The 17,563-nt window shown below is 36.4% G+C and carries 13 protein-coding genes and 1 pseudogene; 5 read left to right on the plus strand and 9 right to left on the minus strand.

Annotated elements, in window-relative coordinates; all coding sequences use genetic code 11:
- Window positions 1-325 precede the first annotated feature (325 nt).
- Entirely contained in the window at window positions 326-1,693 is a 1,368-nt protein-coding gene (locus tag WAX86_RS08240; RefSeq protein ID WP_341488603.1) for an MATE family efflux transporter, read from the minus strand.
- A 226-nt stretch (window positions 1,694-1,919) separates the two neighbouring features.
- Between WAX86_RS08240 and WAX86_RS08245 the strand changes: the two genes are divergently transcribed.
- On the plus strand, window positions 1,920-3,383 hold the full coding sequence (locus WAX86_RS08245) for a DUF2867 domain-containing protein (protein ID WP_341488604.1): 1,464 nt from the start codon (window positions 1,920-1,922) through the stop codon (window positions 3,381-3,383).
- Window positions 3,384-3,955: 572 nt separating this feature from the next.
- Window positions 3,956-4,237 (plus strand): hypothetical protein, encoded by a 282-nt coding sequence (locus tag WAX86_RS08250; RefSeq protein ID WP_341488605.1) that lies wholly within the window; start codon window positions 3,956-3,958, stop codon window positions 4,235-4,237.
- On the opposite strand, the gene WAX86_RS08255 is transcribed toward WAX86_RS08250, so the two are convergent.
- The 4 genes from WAX86_RS08255 to WAX86_RS08270 all read right to left on the minus strand — a co-directional run bounded on the left by WAX86_RS08255 (window position 4,221) and on the right by WAX86_RS08270 (window position 8,824).
- Window positions 4,221-4,604, minus strand: a complete 384-nt coding sequence (locus tag WAX86_RS08255) for a VOC family protein (RefSeq protein WP_341488606.1) — start codon at window positions 4,602-4,604, stop codon at window positions 4,221-4,223. The genes WAX86_RS08250 and WAX86_RS08255 overlap by 17 nt on opposite strands.
- Window positions 4,605-4,635: 31 nt before the next feature.
- Window positions 4,636-5,088, minus strand: coding sequence for a YaiI/YqxD family protein (locus WAX86_RS08260; protein ID WP_068947445.1), 453 nt, complete (start codon window positions 5,086-5,088; stop codon window positions 4,636-4,638).
- Window positions 5,089-5,210: 122 nt separating this feature from the next.
- Window positions 5,211-7,022: a DUF3413 domain-containing protein gene (locus WAX86_RS08265; RefSeq protein ID WP_238070498.1), complete on the minus strand. Its 1,812-nt coding sequence runs from the start codon at window positions 7,020-7,022 to the stop codon at window positions 5,211-5,213.
- Between the two features lie 206 nt (window positions 7,023-7,228).
- On the minus strand, window positions 7,229-8,824 hold the full coding sequence (locus WAX86_RS08270; RefSeq protein ID WP_341489377.1) for an ABC-F family ATPase: 1,596 nt from the start codon (window positions 8,822-8,824) through the stop codon (window positions 7,229-7,231).
- Window positions 8,825-9,001: 177 nt separating this feature from the next.
- Between WAX86_RS08270 and WAX86_RS08275 the strand changes: the two genes are divergently transcribed.
- The gene (locus WAX86_RS08275; protein ID WP_341488607.1) at window positions 9,002-10,456 is read left to right on the plus strand and encodes a P-loop NTPase fold protein; all 1,455 of its coding nucleotides are present in this window, start codon (window positions 9,002-9,004) and stop codon (window positions 10,454-10,456) included.
- A gap of 77 nt (window positions 10,457-10,533) precedes the next feature.
- On the opposite strand, the gene WAX86_RS08280 is transcribed toward WAX86_RS08275, so the two are convergent.
- The gene (locus tag WAX86_RS08280) at window positions 10,534-11,130 is read right to left on the minus strand and encodes a hypothetical protein (protein WP_341488608.1); all 597 of its coding nucleotides are present in this window, start codon (window positions 11,128-11,130) and stop codon (window positions 10,534-10,536) included.
- Between the two features lie 1,551 nt (window positions 11,131-12,681).
- Window positions 12,682-14,352: a recombinase family protein gene (locus WAX86_RS08285; protein ID WP_341488609.1), complete on the minus strand. Its 1,671-nt coding sequence runs from the start codon at window positions 14,350-14,352 to the stop codon at window positions 12,682-12,684.
- Between the two features lie 311 nt (window positions 14,353-14,663).
- Between WAX86_RS08285 and WAX86_RS08290 the strand changes: the two genes are divergently transcribed.
- Window positions 14,664-15,800 carry a S8 family serine peptidase gene (locus WAX86_RS08290; protein WP_376788103.1) on the plus strand — a complete coding sequence of 379 codons (1,137 nt, stop codon included), beginning with the start codon at window positions 14,664-14,666 and terminating at the stop codon, window positions 15,798-15,800.
- A 291-nt stretch (window positions 15,801-16,091) separates the two neighbouring features.
- On the opposite strand, the pseudogene WAX86_RS08295 reads toward WAX86_RS08290, so the two are convergent.
- Window positions 16,092-16,316: pseudogene (locus WAX86_RS08295) on the minus strand (IS66 family insertion sequence element accessory protein TnpB); the annotation flags it as partial.
- A 128-nt stretch (window positions 16,317-16,444) separates the two neighbouring features.
- Between WAX86_RS08295 and WAX86_RS08300 the strand changes: the two are divergent.
- Window positions 16,445-17,107 (plus strand): hypothetical protein, encoded by a 663-nt coding sequence (locus WAX86_RS08300; protein ID WP_341488611.1) that lies wholly within the window; start codon window positions 16,445-16,447, stop codon window positions 17,105-17,107.
- Between the two features lie 267 nt (window positions 17,108-17,374).
- On the opposite strand, the gene WAX86_RS08305 is transcribed toward WAX86_RS08300, so the two are convergent.
- Window positions 17,375-17,563 (minus strand): hypothetical protein, encoded by a 189-nt coding sequence (locus WAX86_RS08305; protein WP_341488612.1) that lies wholly within the window; start codon window positions 17,561-17,563, stop codon window positions 17,375-17,377.

Genomic DNA, 17,563 nt, shown 5'->3' on the forward strand with positions numbered 1-17,563 from the left:
TCAAATCCAGTTAAGTCATTGCGTACAGCTCTTATCGTTCAATAAAGCTGTACATCTGTAAGTAAAATTTACCGCAAACCCACACAGACAGAAAGGAGTTTTCTGATCATGCACTCAAATAGAATGCAAACTGTTACACAATCAATACAAAATGGGCTGATTACCCACATAACGCTAACAAAACTGGTCAGTTATACAGCTTAAATACGTTGTTTTATTAAGCGGTTTGGTATTGTAAGATTATCCGAAATAGCCATTAATTTAAGTATATACCTAACCTAATGGCCTTAGGATTTATTTTATTAATGGCCGATTTTTTATCTCACTAAGCAACCAAGTTATTCATCCACTTTTTCGAACGTAAACGAATAGTTGATCCCACCCATTTCACAAGCTCCTCTAGCCCTAACAGAGCATAAATCCACTCTACTGGAATTTTGAAAACCAACGCACAAATGGCAACAACAGGAATACCAATAACCCACTGAGCAATAATATCTTGATAGAAACAGAATCGAATATCACCACCAGCACGTAAAATACCAACAATCATAGTCATTGGAATACTTTTGATGATTAATAATCCAGTATAAATGACAAAGAAATGCTCAGTTAATGCACGGGTTTCTGGTGTCAGCGCTGTAAATAGATTCAGAACCGGCTCTTTAATTAGCAGCATTAATATTGCCATCACCATACTACTAAGTAGGTTAAAACAGGAAACAGCCCATGCTTGGTGATAAGCTTCCTCCATTTTATTGGCACCCAACTGGTTTCCAATCATAACGGCTGCAGCATTTGAGCTACCAATTAAAAATGCAAGAGACAACGATTCTATCGGCGTCATCACGGATAATACCGCCAGCCCCTCTACCCCATATTGACCAATAATAGCGTGGTAAACAAAAATACCCGCAGACCAAGCTAAATGGTTAAATGTGGTCGGCAAAGAGAGGGTTAAAAAACGTTTTACATAAATCCATTCACAAGCAGCAATAATGGTACTTAGCCCAAAAGATAGTAGATGTTTGCGACGATATAAGTAGGCATATAAAAGACTAACTTCAACCACACCACTGATTACTGTCGCCCAAGCAGCACCAGCAATTCCCATCTCAGGAAATCCCCACTTACCGAAAATCAATAGCCAGTTCAACAGGATATTTAAGCTAATTCCGATTGCGCTAAAAAAGGTACTTACTCCAGGTTGGTGCATTGAGCGTAATCCGACAGCCATACTGATGCCAAAAGCCATTGGGAACATACTTAATGCTGTGATCTGTAAATACTGAGCACCTAAAGCCACTACTTCAGAATTATTGGTCGCAAGTGAAATTACGCTCTCCGGCGATAGAAAAAAAACACCTGCCGCTATTAGTGCCGTAATATTACTCATAAGCCAAGTTAAAGCCGTCGAACGTTTAACACCCTCGCTATTTCCTGCTCCCCAATATTGAGCAGTCAATAAAGCTCCCCCTGTGGTCACACCAAAGAGCATAATCGTTGCCACAAAAATAGCGCGTCCCGCAATGCCCATCGCAGCAACATCGGTCTGACCTAATTGGCCGAGCATTAAAATATCAACCAGACTACGACTTGAAAACATCATAGACTGAATGGAGATCGGCAAAGCGATGAGTAAAAGGCGACGTAAAAAGTCACCTTTAAATTGCTGCAATACGAGTGTGAACATTAACGCCCCAGATAAGATAATAATTCTAATTCGTCGATTCGACGGGGATATATACTCAAGTGACACCTTGATATAAACGCTCAGATTTTATACGCCCAATGTACAAACTCCAATCAAATTAACCTTATTTTTGCCGTTTTTTGTATTTAATACCAAACTGATAAATAAGGGATTTTTAAACTTTCATTTTATTCCCATAGCGAATTGTTAAATGGGTGAGATTACGATGGTTCGAACAATTTTAGTGGTAGGGGCTTCAGGTTATATTGGCAGCAATTTAGTACCGAAATTAGCCCAAAGAGGATATTCAGTTAAAGCGACAGGGCGCAACCTATCACTTTTAAAAAAGAAAGGTTGGAACAATCTAGACAACGTCTCACTGCATTATCTAGACCTTGACGAAAAGTCAGATCTGACCGAATTATTATCTGATGTAGATCTGGTTTTTTTTCTGGTTCACGGCATGACACACGGCCATGACTTTATTGACTATGAGATTGAAGCAGCACAACATTTCAGTGATGGATTAAAACAAAGCCAAGTAAAACACGTTATCTATTTAGGTGCATTACAAAGTAACAACAGTGATTCTAAACATTTAATTGCTCGAAAGGCGACAGGCGAGATATTAAGACAAAGTGAAAAACCAGTAACCGAACTGCGTGCTGGTATTATTATCGGACCAGGATCCGCAGCCTTTGAAGTAATGTGTGATTTTGTCTACCACCTACCTATTATGTTAACGCCTAAATGGGTGACTTCTCGCAATTCGCCTATCGCCTTATGTAACCTACTCCATTATCTTTTTGAACTGATCAATATGCCGCCCTCTTCACATCGTATTTGGGATGTATCAGGCCCAGAACAGATGAGCTATAAAGATCAAATGATCCGCTTAGGTAAGATCATCCATAAACCTATTCGAGTATTACCCATTCCATTTTTAAGTCCAACCTTAGCCGCTTACTGGTTAAGGTTTATTACTTCGGTTCCAACCAATATTGCCAAAGCGTTAATTGGTGGACTGAGATTTGACCTCCCAGCCGATGGGACACAGATTCAACAGGCTATACCACAAACATTATTGACCTATGAAGAAGCCGTTTCAATTGCCCTAAAAAAACAAGTAGAAGTTGTGGCAAACCCTATTTGGGGATTTGACCCAGATGCAATAGAACGTTGGCAAACCGGTTATGGTTATTATCCCAAACAAGCAGGATACACATTAAAAACAGATGCTTCACTCGATGCTTTATGGCAACAAATTCAAAGACTAGGAACTCCTGGAACGGAATATTTCTTTGCCAATTCTTTATGGCATTTACGCGAATGGATGGACAAAATAATTGGGGGTAACGCTTGTGAGCGCTATCGTCGAGACCCAGATACTTTACAGCTGGGCGATAGGATTGACTCATGGAAAGTTATAGCGCTAGAAGATAAACATTTTATTTCGCTCTTATTTGGTATGAAAGCACCAGGTCTTGGTCGACTTGAATTTACGATAAAAGATCATGGCGACTACCGCACTCTTGATATTAGAGCTTGGTGGCATCCTGCTGGTTTTAGTGGACTTTTATATTGGTTCGCCATGATGCCAGCTCACTTATTTATATTCAGGGGAATGACTCATGCGGTAGCTAAAAAAAGTAAGGCTCATATTAAAAAAGGAAAAATTGATACCCAATAATCAATTAAGACCGTTGTTATACAAATAACATACATAAATATACCTTTGATGCATATTTATTTAATGAGCAACCCAATTATAATTTCCCACACAAATACAACACTACGATTGTTTTATAAACAAGTATTTATCTAATAAAACTTAACAAACGTCTGACAGCCAATTATTTGACACACCCTATAATTGCTGGACTAAGCCGAGATTATAGATGAAGGTAAGAAATGAAAAAATGCTGCGAAAATAGTCAATATCAAAAAATCTCTCGCACTTTTTGGCAGAAGCTTTTTTATAAATCCATTTATCAATGCCAATTTTGTAACCATGTAGTTAAAATTAAATAATATGTCTAAAGATAAAAAGAAGTTAAGAAAAACGATCTCTTACTTAAATCAAAAACATCTTAAATTAGTTAGACAGAAGCATCTAAGAAAACTAAATAACGCATAGTTTTTCTATTTGATTAAACCCGACAAACTGGCCCATTATTGTCTTTGTCCCTCTTTTTCATAAATGTATTATATTGCTGATAGCAGGTTGAGAGAGTATCATCACTTTTTTATCGGTGATGCTCAATGAAACCAACAACATCTGAAGCAATGCAAAATATTATATCGCAGGTTAAAACTGAGTTACCTCTTTATGATGAGAGTACATTTACTTGTGGGCCTGAAAATAGTTGTATTGGCTGCCCTAAAAAACTGATGGAAATGCTTGAATCAGAAGTCTCTTACTGGGAACACGCTCTTGCTCGAGGGACAAAGCCTAACTTTGATGAGCTCTATCGATTTGGCAAAATGTGTAAGAATATCAAACGCGGATTAATTAGAAACAATCTTATTAAATCAGATAGTTAGATAATTCCAATAGATTGCCATCAGGATCTCTTATATACACGGAAGTTATACTCCCCATAGCCCCTGTCCGTTGGATTGGTCCTTGTAGAATAGGAATATTAAGTGAAGAGCAATGGGCACAAAAGTCAGCAATATCCACATCAACAATAAAGCATAGATCGGCACTACCAGACTGTACAGTAGCAGCTTTAGGTTCAAATTCTGAGCCTGTCTGATGCAAATTAATTTTTTGATTTCCGAACTCTAAGGCAACACGCCCTTCAGCAAAATGAATAACCTTCATCCCTAAAACGACCTGGTAAAACCTTAAAGTTCTATCTATATTTTCAACAGTTAAAACAAGGTGATCAAGCCGTAATACTTTCATAAATAAATCCTTTTACTCAAAAAATCAGGAATTAGTTCTTAAAATTTTTCGCAATAAAACTATCTAATTTATTCGCAAAATTTTGTCTATCTGCCTGACTAAGCGGTGCGGGACCTCCTGTTTGAATACCACTACTTCTTAGCGTTTCCATAAAATCTCGCATTTGAAGTCTCTGCTTAATCGTTTCTTTTGTATACATCTCCCCTCTTGGATTCAATGCATGACCATTTTTTGTAATAACTTCATCTGCTAATGGGATATCAGCAGTAATCACCAAATCGCCTGCTTCTACTTGCTGGACAATGTAGTTATCTGCCACATCAAATCCCGCTTCTACTTGTATCGAACGAATATGTGCCGATGCAGGTACTCGAATAAATTGGTTTGCGACAAGAGTCACTTGCACACCGACACGATTAGCAACCCGGAAAAGGATCTCTTTTACAACGTTAGGACAAGCGTCCGCATCTACCCAAATTTTCATAATAATTCCTATAAAAACGACCCATCTTAAGTAAGTCGTTATGCCCAAGTAACTTTGAGATGCAAAATTCAGAATACTGACATTACAGCTTGTAAGTTACTTGGGTCTCTATTCTTTTCTGGTTAATGTTTATAGTATTTCGCCATTAAATCAACTTGTTTTTTAATGACATCAATAGGAATACGACTCCCATTGATAGGTTTTAAATGGTTATCAAGCGACTGGTAACCGCCGCCAGGATATGTCACTAACATAGCATCAGGCCCTACAATAGCGTAATTATAATAACTACCAGCGATAAACCAATCTCTAGGTTTTGGATCAAACAGATTATCTCCTACACTGTAATCACTGGTTGCCGTTGGGCTATGAAAGATCTCAGACATCAATGTCGGCATTATGTCATAGTGATTAGTTCGGTAGTTAATAACTTGACCATTATGCTCAGGTAAGTAAACATACAGTGGCACATGGATTTGTACATCACTGTAGTTGCTAGAGTGTCCCCAATAATTCTGTTTATTATCGTTGAATTCTTGTCCATGATCGGATGTGATCACAATAATAGTATTCTGTAAATCTATATGCTTTAAGACTTTTGCAATTAAGCCATCAATATAAAATAGCGCGTTTTTATAACGATTATGGTAAAGGTTTGCATCAAAAGCATTATTAAGTAGCATTCGATCTACCCGGTTCCAATAGGGCTTAAACTTATCACCATTTTCTGGAAACGCCTCACCATGAGCAGAGTCGTAAAATAGAAATCCAAAATATGGCTGGTCTGTTTTATGCTTTAAAAAATCAATAAAATCGTCAGTAATTTTTTCGTCCCGCTCAACAGGAGTTTCACCCGGGGTATGTAACCTCAGCGATTGAATATCTTTAAAAATTGTTCTTGCTAAGGGCGGACTACTTAAGGATGCAGAACCTAAAACTTTGGTTTGATATCCAGACGCTATGATCTTATTTATAAAAACAGGACTTTTTTGGCTTGCATAAAAAGAATCCCAATACGTTGGTGGTAAACTATAAAACAGGCTAAACATACCTGCCTGAGTAGAATTTCCGCCACTACGATGCTGTTTAAAATTATACGTTTTTTGTGAAAACTGATTGATATGAGGCATTACAGTCTTTGTGGCATCACTCTCACGCCATGCATCAATCATAATAAAGAGTACATTCGGTCTATTCTCCCCTTGACTAACTTTTACTGGATGTAACGGGTAGTTAAGATTTGTTGTCTGCAGAGAAGAAATTTGAACTCGATTTTTTTCAGCCTTATTTCGGTCTACAATACCATGATCGTAAATAAACTCACGAGCTGTAAGAGGATAATAAAGCGGCCAATTATTATTAAATTGACTAAACTCCATGCTATAGAGTGCATTACTATAGGCATGAATACCTTGGCTTAATAATAACGCAACCAACCAACTTATAATGAGAGTCCATTTTAACCTTGATTCTGATACACGTTTACTTAACCAGAAAACAAATCCTAGTCCAATTAAATAAAAACAATATAAGCCAATAAATAACAACCAAGACATCCATGATATATCAAACACCTCACTCCCTGCATTGAAGAACATCTTGATTAATAATGCATTAATATGAAATTTATATTGTTCGAAAACGACCAAGTCGATATTTAAAATAAGTAATAAAGCAGAAAAAACAATAGCGATAATGGCTTTAAAATAGTGTGTTGGTAGTATCGCTAGAGGTAATAATAATAAATTGAATGCGAGACAAATTAATCCAAACCAACCATATTGAGTGAAAATTAAATAACATTGCTGTAATAGTGAATAACTTTGCCCATTGTCGTTGTGTATAAATGATGAAAAGCCTAATGCAATAAAAACAGTTAGACATCCCCAAAATGCCACAAGCCAACGGCAATTTTTTAGGAAGCATTGAAACATTATTGTGTACCAAGTTTCGGTATATATGAGTTTAAAATTATAATGATTAATGATTGCGATAAAATAGCAAACACTGAGAAAGATTGTTTCAGAAAAGATACGGTATTTGATTCATATCTAATGATATTTAAGTCAATATTTAAAAATACACAAAAAAATGAGGCTAACAGTTAGCCTCATTTTTATTTGATTTATTTTAGCTAAAATTAACCTTCAAGGCCTTTCTTCGCAAGATATTCATCGTATGTACCATGGAAATCTTCTACACCATCTTTCGTAATTTCGATAATGCGAGTTGCGATAGAAGATACAAATTGACGGTCGTGAGAAACAAACATCAATGTACCTTTAAAGTGCTCAAGAGCTAAGTTAAGCGCTTCGATAGATTCCATATCCATGTGGTTAGTTGGTTCGTCCATTAATAGGATGTTTGGCTTTTGCATAATTAGCTTACCAAACAGCATACGACCCTGCTCACCACCAGATAGTACTTTTACTGATTTCTTAATATCATGTTGAGAGAACAGCATACGTCCAAGGATACCACGTACAACTTGCTCGTCGTCACCCTCTTTCTTCCACTGGCTCATCCAATCCATTAGGTTTAGATCTTCTTCAAAGTCAGCGCCATGGTCCTGAGCGTAGAAACCAATGTTGCTATTTTCAGACCACTTAACCATACCTTCCATTGGTTCCATTGCACCAGCAAGTGTATTTAGGAAAGTAGATTTACCGATACCGTTCTCACCGATAATAGCAATGCGCTCACCCACTTCAACCAACAGGCGAACACCATTGATTAAGATGTTATCACCATAACCTTGCTTTAGACCTTCAACTTCTAATGCGTTACGGAACAGCTCTTTCTCTTGCTCGAAACGGATAAATGGTGACTGACGGCTTGATGCTTTTACTTCATCTAGCTGAATCTTATCTAATTGCTTCTGACGAGATGTTGCCTGCTTTGCTTTTGATGCGTTAGCAGAGAAACGACTTACGAACGTTTGAAGCTCAGCCATTTGTGCTTTTTTCTTCGCATTGTCTGCAAGTAGACGTTCACGAGCAGACTCAGCCGCGATCATGTATTCGTCGTAATTACCTGGGAATAGACGCAGCTCACCGTAGTCTAAGTCCGCCATATGAGTACATACGCTGTTTAGGAAGTGACGGTCGTGCGAAATGATGATCATAGTACAGTTACGCTCAAGCAGAACCTGCTCAAGCCATGCAACAGTATGAATATCAAGGTTGTTGGTTGGTTCGTCCAGGAGCATAATTTCTGGGTTTGCAAATAGAACCTGAGCAAGAAGAACACGTACTTTCAGACCAGGAGCAACCGCGCTCATTAGACCAAAGTGTAGATCTTCTGGAATACCAAGACCTAATAGAAGTTCACCAGCACGCGCTTCCGCTGAATAGCCATCCATTTCAGCAAATTCAACTTCAAGATCAGCAACGCGCATACCGTCGTCTTCTGACATTTCAGGCATCGCATAAATACGATCACGCTCTTCTTTTACTTTCCATAGCTCTTTGTGACCCATGATTACGGTATCAACAACAGTGTACTCTTCAAAAGCAAACTGATCCTGGCCCAGTTTTGCCATACGCTCGTTTGGATCTTTTGAAACAGTACCTGATGATGGCTCTAGCTCACCGCCTAGGATTTTCATAAAAGTAGACTTACCACAGCCGTTCGCGCCGATAAGACCGTAACGGTTACCTTCACCAAACTTAACTGAGATATTTTCAAACAATGGCTTTTCGCCAAACTGCATTGTGATATTAGCCGTGCTTATGATAACAATACCCACCCAACCTAACTGGTTGAATTAAAATACAATAAAAAAGCTGACATATAGCCAGCTCAGAGAATTATGTGAATTATATCAAATTAATTCACTGCTCACATTAAATAACTTTTTAAAGTGATGAAATCTCATTAATATGCTTCTTTTTTATATGAAATAGATTCAGTAATGACAAGTAATCAACTAAAAGATAAACCAGTTAAGTATGCTAACTGGCTAACAGAAGCGAATTTTGATAACTGCAAGCTAAACCGTAAAGCTTACGGTGAGTTTCTCATAGATTACATCACATCAGAGAATGATGGATTCGTACTCAATCTAAACGGTCAATGGGGAGCAGGTAAAACAGAATTTTTGAAAAGAACATATACAGAGTTAATCAATAGGAATCACCCCACTATATATGTTGATGCTTGGGAATCGGATTTTTGTGATTCACCATTAACAGTTGTTACCAGTGAATTATTAAATCAGCTTGAATGTTTTGATAGTTCCATTATCAGTAAATCAGACAAGCTTAAAAGACTGTTCGGTAAACTCTTAAAAGGTTCGGTTATTGCTGGTGCAGGGATGGCGACCAAATATGCCTTAGACGAAGCATCCGTCGGCGTAGAAGCAGCAAAAACTCTCTTTGAAGAAGACCCTAAAGACTTCATGAATCATTTAAAAAGTGATTATTCCGATAAGGTTCAAGCCATTAAGGATATTAGAAATGCATTAGGCAATTTAGCAAATGAACTCAATGAAAAATTTGAATATAAGCTACCTATTGTGGTTCTTGTTGATGAACTCGACCGTTGCCGACCTAACTACGCAATCGAAATGCTAGAAGTAATAAAACACTTCTTCACAACTGAACACTTCGTCTTTGTTGTAGCAACTGATACTAATCAACTAACTAAATCGATTAAAGCTGTATATGGTGATGAATTTGATTCAAACCAGTATTTAAAAAGGTTTTTTAGTAGGAAGGCGCAACTAGCAGAACCCAATATCGAACTATATCTAGATGCAATTGGTGTTGAAGATAAGCTACGAGAGAAAGGATTAAGTACACTGACACCATACCCAACAGACTACAGTCCTTTCAATAAGACAACTAAATGGTTAAGTTACATTGCAAAGGGTTATAACTTAGATATAAGAAGTCTTGACCAACTGATAGTAAAGCTTGAAGCATGTGTAAAAACGTTTGCAATTAATTATAGTAAACAATCACACCTGTTAAATATTCCTGTACTCATAACAGCCTTAATTGAGCACGATAACAATTGTGATTCTTTCTATAAAAGAGAAGATTTTACTCACGTACCAACTGATTTGAAATCAACCTACAAGATTGTAAACTTCAACTCACATAATGGTACAAACTTACAAGAACTAATTGATATATCATTTAAAATACTAACACGAGCAACTGAGCAAGATAGGTACAACCGTACATACATTTGTTCATCATTCACTTACGATGACTTTGTTAGATTGAGAGATTCGTATCAATCTGAGTCTGTGATGTTGGATTTTTTAAGCTCGGCTTTAAATGTATTAGATGAAGAAGCTGACTCTAAATTACGTTGGAGTGATTATAAAAAGGTAATAGAACTTGCTGGTAATCTAGAGTGATATAAAAAAGACCCTACTAAGGTAAACTTAATAGGGTCTTTTAAAACATACAAATGCCATTAATTGTAAACATAATTTTAGCTAATGCTATAGGTTTCAGTAAGTTTCAACATCAAATCACGTTCAGCTTTAACGTTCTCTTCATGCTCTAATTCAACTTTAAATGCAGCTGCCATTGCATCATTATAGCACTCAAGAGCTTTTAAAGATGCAGCTTTCAATTCATTGTTAAAAGCCGCAATATCTGCTTTGTAATCAGCTTTAAAGTTGTCATAGATAGCACCATAAGCCTCTTCAAGGGAATCAGAAGGTCGTGTGAAGAGCAATACACGTGATGTGCTATTCGGGTTACGTTGGAGAACTAATCCCATATTATTGGTGGCGTATGTGACTGCTATAGCCATATCGTACTCAGTTTCACAGTGGAAATAGAAGGAGTAAGAACGTAAAAGCTCTTCATCACTGTAGTTTGTCACGATAGAACCACCTTCAACATACAAATTTAATGAGCTTCTCATGAATTCAACTTTGTATGTTTCAAAAGCTGCTTTGCAAGCCTTTTCACTATATTTACGAATTGCAGAAGTGATTGGGTAATCATCACCTTTGAAGTTAAAGGTGTTAAATTTCAAGCCTAGATATGGCTTGTTTTTCATCTTAAATGTATCAGTCATTATGTAGTTACCGTGTTGAAAATTGGGAGGGAAGCCTTTTTAATACGTGCTTAGGTATTTCTCTTTGCAGAGAGAGTTATCAACACTAACTGAAAATGGTGAATAATGTGTAAGCTGGTGGTTGTAGGTAAAGGGTAGTTACCCTTATGTTGTTGTAAGCTTAACTTTGGATGTAGTGCTGAAGGAATGATTTATTTTAATGCTATTGCATTTCTTTAACTTTAAAGAAACTGTAAAGTTACTATACAATAATTTAAAAGTAATTTAGAGATACTTTAAAGATACTTTATGAATAAGAGAAGGAAAAGAAAAGTTAAAGAAAAACCTAAAAAGTATTTAAAGGAAACTGTATAGGTATTGTATAAAGGCTATGTGATTATATTAACAATTTGTCAAGTACTTGTAAAGACCCAAAGGTGCTGTTTGAGTATATTTTGAGCGCAATTGACAAAACTTTTACATTTCTGATTGATATTTAAACAACCCTATAGGATTCTGTAAGAAGTTAATCACTCATCTATTGGTTTTCTTTGATTATAGTAAATGAAGAGAATAATTGACTGGTGATTCTATATCAGCCCCTATAACGCTCTTTAATCCACTCTAAGAATACCAAGACAAACCATGTTGCATTGTAGTCGTAGTAAGCTACAGCCCGTTAGATGGCTTTACAGAGATTTCTACATATACCCTCTTAGTGATTGGTAACTACCATAGAAGTGTTCCCTAAGAATATAGAAATATTAAACACCTCCATCTTAATCTCTTTGATTATAGCAAATGAAGAGCTACATAATAGGTGTTTTGATACCACCCCTATAACGCTCTATAAGCCATTCTAAGAAGACCAAGATAAATCATATCCAATCGTATTAATAGTTCGATACAGCCTGTTAGAGAGCATTACAGGGATTCCTACATATACCCTCTTAGTGATTGGTAACTACCATAGAAGTGTTCCCTAAGAATATAGAAATATTAAACAACCCTATAGGGTTCTGTAGATGGGTTAATCACTCATCTGATGGTTTTCTTTGATTATAGTAAATGAAGAGAATAATTGACTGGTGATTCTATAGCAGCCTCTAGACACTTAACTTAACACTATACAAACATTTGTAACACAACCGCAAAAACCAACCATAAGACTCAAGTATAGGTGAATCTACGCAAAATCTAATGAACAACCAAGGGATAAGCTATCGAGATTTCACGTAGAGTTATCTATATTTTAGCCAAATGCACATTACCATTATTATGTAAAATACCATACAGAATGCATCTTATAATTAAATCGATAAAAATCAACAAGTTAATTTATTTTGTTTTATGGATAACATTTTAAATAAGAAAAAGCTAACTCAGTAAATGCTGAATAGTTACCAACTCAAAAGTAGAAACTAGCACTATGTTAATAAATTGTATAAGTTAAGAGGAGGGAATCACCTAATAATAGCCTGTTATGAAAACAAGGGGTTTCTGGACTATTGCCTGAAAGCCCCTGTTATTTGCTATGAAGTAAGTTGTATCATGCGAGGTGATTGAGCTTAATCACTCTAGTATTGGTTTAGGGGCTGGCTTATCAGGTCTATCGACTGGGAGAGTGATTTCTCTTCCATTCTCAATTAATAGATATTCATCATTTTTACGAGTCCATTTATCATACTCTAAAACATATGAACCATCTTCACTCCGAACACTGCTACCTTCTGCCACCATATGGTATCCTGATTTTATGATAGATGATTGCAATTCCTCAAAGGCGTTTAAAGCTCGCTCTTTACATAACAAATAGTCAGTCATTGCCTCTTTATCATTCTTTGGTGGCTTATACAGTCCTTGTAGGATGTATTCATCGTAATCTGCGAGTATTGTATCAAGTTCAATAAATAGCCCCATAGCATCTTGTGCATGTGCTTCTGATGCAAGCTGTATAACAATAGCATCAACATCTTTTTTGTATTCTATATGCTTTGTAGTCCACTCTTTAAACCTAGCTTGATACCTTTTATAGAGAGGGTCACTATTCAGGTCTTCGAATGAAATACTATCTTCTTGTTTTTCCATTAGTGATTCAAATTTCTTAATGTTTAGTTCTGCCTCCCTTAACAGACCCTGAGCCTCAGTTTTTTTAATTTTCAACTCATTATGAATAGCGGTATAATCTATTTTCTCAAGTGTAGGCTTTAGCGTTTTTAATACGGCGTATTCTAATATTTGATACGGTAGTGTTTTAGAGTTATCACATAAGTCCTTTCGTTTATTACTGTTAGAACAAAGCATCGCATCTTTTGAGTGCCTGTTTTTTCTCATTGAATAGTTACTACCGCAACACCCACACTTAATAAGCCCACATAAGAACTTGCCTGATAAAGGTGTTCTACCAGTCTTACCGCTATTCTTTCTTCGGGTTGCTAATTCATCTTGGACTGCGTAAAACGTTGCTTTATCAACAGCAGCAGGATACACATCATCAATATCGCACCATGTACCAATTGCTGTCTTATTTTTTAACCACTTTTTAATTGTTGCTGGATTAGTAGTATCGAATTTATGAGGATACTTCTCCTTCAGTCTTGCTAATATTCGTCTTTCACCTAATCCATTTAGATACCAATTAAATATGTTTAACATGATAGCTCTATTATCATCGGTAACTGTGTCATAACGCTGTGTGACTGGGTTAAACGTTATCCACCATGCAGTCTTTCTTTTTACTCCTAGACCCTCTTCCGCTTCATTACGCTTCTTCTCCCATGCCTTCTCCATACGCACTTGAAGTAAACGTGAATACTCATAAGCTTGGTTGATTTTTGATAGGAGTAAATAAATGGTTCCGTTTGAGTTAGTTTCTGTGTTGTATTCTTGATTGTCTTGTACTGTTACGATTTTGACACCGCTTCTTAGAATCTTCCGAATAATGTCAAACATTTCATCGAAAATTAATCTGCCTAGCCTATCCATAGCCTCTATGACAATATAATCACCAGAAACTATGTGTCCATCTTCAATAGCCGTCAGTAACTTGCCAAAGCCGCCATTGAGGTGATGACCTTTATAGCCCGACAAACCTAAATCTTCGAACTTCATATCACTCTCTTCGACTTCAGGATGACTGTTAATCCAATCTCTGAACACCTTCTTCTGACGTTCTACAGTTGAGCCACCACTTTGCTGTGAAGACGAGAAACGTATGTACGAGATAGCTTTAGGTTTACTCATAATAACCCCCACTTAAACTAGGTTGACTTACAAAATTTAAGTTATCAACAAAGCTAACTACATGGTGATATTAGCTGTTGAAATCAATGTACTGTTCCAATATATGATGTTCGTTCAAACATGAAAAAAGCCGCGTTGTTATGCGACTTTTTCTCGAAATTGCTGACTACTATAACAAAAAATGCGACTTGAATCACTGAATATCTTATAGAGGGGACAGCAATCTATTCTTAAAATCAGAACAAATATGCAAAGCAAAATGCAAAACACTCATTACTGACTACACTATTAATAAGGATGTCGTAAATGGGATGTTTATTATGAAAACGCTGTATGCCATTACTTCGTCAGTTCTTTTATTCACAGGAACTGCTGTAGCACAACCCGTACCCTTTGATCTTAAAAATCAATTCATTATTCAGTTTGAATCATCTATTAGTCATGAGAAAAGACACGCTATCGCATTAGAAATTACCAATGCTAAAGGTCAAGTACATCATCACTACACACATGCTTTACAAGGAATGTCGATAACGTTACCTCCTCAGGCGTTAACCAAATTACAAGAACGATTTGGCGATACCATTATCCATATAGAGAAAAACCAGATAGTTAGCTTAGCTAAACCAGGTAATGGTAAGGGAGGCGGGAAAGATGATGGTGATAGTGGCGGTACGACACCAAGGGCTCCTGAAGTGATACCTTGGGGAGTAAGCCGCGTTGGTGGTCCTCAAATAGCTGAATATGGCACCGCATGGGTAATTGATACTGGTATTGATAGCAGGCACCCAGATCTTAATGTAGATAAAAATCGTGGGGCTAATTTCATTCGAGGTAAAAATACTACTGAAGATGGCAATGGTCATGGTACACATGTTGCCGGAACAATTGCCGCTAAAGCCGATGGTTACGATGTTGTCGGTGTAGCGGCTGGGGCAACCGTTATTCCTGTTCGCGTCCTTGATAATAACGGAAGTGGTACAATGGATGGCGTTGTTGCTGGCGTTGATCATGTATTTAAAAATGGTCGCTACGGTGATTGTGCAAATATGAGTCTTGGCGCTCAAGGTTTTTCATCCGCTCTAGATGCAGCAATTAAAGCTGCCGCAGATAAAGGCATTATATTTGCAGTTGCCGCAGGCAATGATGCATCCAATGCTGCGAATTACACTCCGGCAAGTACGACCCACCCTAATGTTTTTACCATTTCATCTGTAGGAAAATATGATAATTTTTCTTGGTTCTCCAATTACGGCTCAGTCGTTGAATACGCATTACCAGGTGAAAATATTTTATCAACTAAAACAGGAGGAGGCACAGTTGCATACAATGGTACTTCAATGGCAGCTCCTCACTTTTGTGGTTTAGCCATTATCGGTAATTATTATATCAATGCTTACGCAAACAACGATCCAGATGGCAGCCCAGATCCAATACCTAGTTTATAATCACAAGCGGGTTGATATCCCTATCAACCCATCTTTATCTTAATAGATTTTTGAATAATTTAGTGACACTTAGGTTATATGCTAACCATATTCTTCTAGCAAAATAAATTATTGTTAAAACCCACAAGAACTCAATAAGGCTCCAAATAAACATAATAATTAATTTTACTTTATTTAACTCATATGCATCCTATTGTACTTGGTTTTTGCACATAACGCTATGCCACATAAGCATATAATAACAACTTTGACAGACATCCCTTCAACCCAATCCAGATCCTTTACATGATTATTGAGTTCAATATCGTTGACGAAAAGTGTCATGTTAGCAGTAGGTGTTTGAGAAGCCTGATACTTTGTTGTACTTTCGACGATTTCAACTCGAATAAAGCCTTAAGATGTGACAGTTTCTTTGAGTTGTTGACGTTTAGCATAAAACGTTGAAGGGCTAAGACCATTGAGCTTACAAAATTCGAGTTTTGATAATGAACTCGATTCAGATTGCTCTATCAGGATTTTCCATTCTTAAAATCAGAACAGTTTGACACATAATATTTTGTAAACCTATATGCATATAATCATTGTGCATATCCATATGCTGTAGTAGCATCATACTAGCGTTAAACACTATTATTGAGAATATTATGTTAAAAAAAGTTAGTATTTATCTTTTATCTGCTAGTTGCTTATTTGTGCAAGTGGGTTGTGCACAACATGGTAACTCTCTTCAATTTGGTAGTAATGCTACCAACTCATCTGATTTAGCTGTTCAATCTGAAGATGAAGAACAGATCATAAAAGAAGCTACTATAGCTGGTACTGTTGGTGGTGTTGCTGTTTCTGCCCTGCTTATTAGTACCGTAGGTAAAGATTGGCCACCCGCGGTACAAGTCGCTGTCAGTATTGGCGGCACACTAGCGATAAATGCTATTGCTAGGTACATAGCAATGGACCAAGTATCAATGCTTAATGATGTAACATTAGAAAATGATAAAAAAGAAGCTTTACTAACTAAAGCTAAAAAAGTGAATGCCGATGTTGCAAAATTAAATTCAGAACTCAAATCCAGCATAACAAAATACAAAAAGAACAAAAAAGGTCTTAGTGCTAAATTAGCTGAAGCAAAAATTAGCCAAGAAAATGCAGAACAAGCTCTTAAAAATAGAAAGCAATTATTGAATATTCTTGTTAAAGGTTCTGAACAGTATAAACAATTTGAAAAAGAAGTTAAGGTTCTTGAAAAAGAAAATATAAAGTTAGCATCAACAATTAAACAACTTAGTAAATTAGATGTTGGTGCTGTGTAACATATCTAATAAAATTAGACTCCAATATCATCAAAATATATTGGAGTCAATTAATTTAGGCTCTATTTAAGACTCACATAACACCTAACGTTTCAGTATTCTCTTTTATACTATTCTGTAATTCAATCTTTCTTTTTTTCAATTTTTCAAGTTGCTTAATATACTCACGGCGAGCTAACTTCATATTATCAGATTTAACTCTTCGATTCCTATATTTAAGCTCTTGTATTTCTTTATCAATATTTGACACCTGAGACTTTAATAAATTTACTTTTTTTCTAATTGTAATTTTTCATTCACTTGTTTCTTTGATATATCATATTCTTTTACAAGATTAGATTCTATTATTGCTCGCCTTTGTTCTTGTGCATTCATAGCTTTATAGTAAGTACAACCATTCATCAAAAATAATGACATAAATACTATTAGAAACTTAGCCTTCTCATTATAATTCAT

The organism is Photobacterium damselae subsp. damselae, assembly GCF_038086725.1.
GTDB classification, from domain to species: domain Bacteria; phylum Pseudomonadota; class Gammaproteobacteria; order Enterobacterales; family Vibrionaceae; genus Photobacterium; species Photobacterium damselae.

Bases quoted from the DNA above. Each gene is read 5' to 3' on its own strand.
- WAX86_RS08305 (WP_341488612.1), bottom strand. From the start codon at position 17,563: ATGAATTATAATGAGAAGGCTAAGTTTCTAATAGTATTTATGTCATTA.
- WAX86_RS08250 (WP_341488605.1), top strand. From the start codon at position 3,956: ATGAAACCAACAACATCTGAAGCAATGCAAAATATTATATCGCAGGTT.
- WAX86_RS08240 (WP_341488603.1), bottom strand. From the start codon at position 1,693: ATGTTCACACTCGTATTGCAGCAATTTAAAGGTGACTTTTTACGTCGC.
- WAX86_RS08260 (WP_068947445.1), bottom strand. From the start codon at position 5,088: ATGAAAATTTGGGTAGATGCGGACGCTTGTCCTAACGTTGTAAAAGAG.
- WAX86_RS08245 (WP_341488604.1), top strand. From the start codon at position 1,920: ATGGTTCGAACAATTTTAGTGGTAGGGGCTTCAGGTTATATTGGCAGC.
- WAX86_RS08285 (WP_341488609.1), bottom strand. From the start codon at position 14,352: ATGAGTAAACCTAAAGCTATCTCGTACATACGTTTCTCGTCTTCACAG.
- WAX86_RS08300 (WP_341488611.1), top strand. From the start codon at position 16,445: ATGTTAAAAAAAGTTAGTATTTATCTTTTATCTGCTAGTTGCTTATTT.
- WAX86_RS08255 (WP_341488606.1), bottom strand. From the start codon at position 4,604: ATGAAAGTATTACGGCTTGATCACCTTGTTTTAACTGTTGAAAATATA.
- WAX86_RS08290 (WP_376788103.1), top strand. From the start codon at position 14,664: ATGTTTATTATGAAAACGCTGTATGCCATTACTTCGTCAGTTCTTTTA.
- WAX86_RS08265 (WP_238070498.1), bottom strand. From the start codon at position 7,022: ATGTTTCAATGCTTCCTAAAAAATTGCCGTTGGCTTGTGGCATTTTGG.
- WAX86_RS08280 (WP_341488608.1), bottom strand. From the start codon at position 11,130: ATGACTGATACATTTAAGATGAAAAACAAGCCATATCTAGGCTTGAAA.
- WAX86_RS08275 (WP_341488607.1), top strand. From the start codon at position 9,002: ATGACAAGTAATCAACTAAAAGATAAACCAGTTAAGTATGCTAACTGG.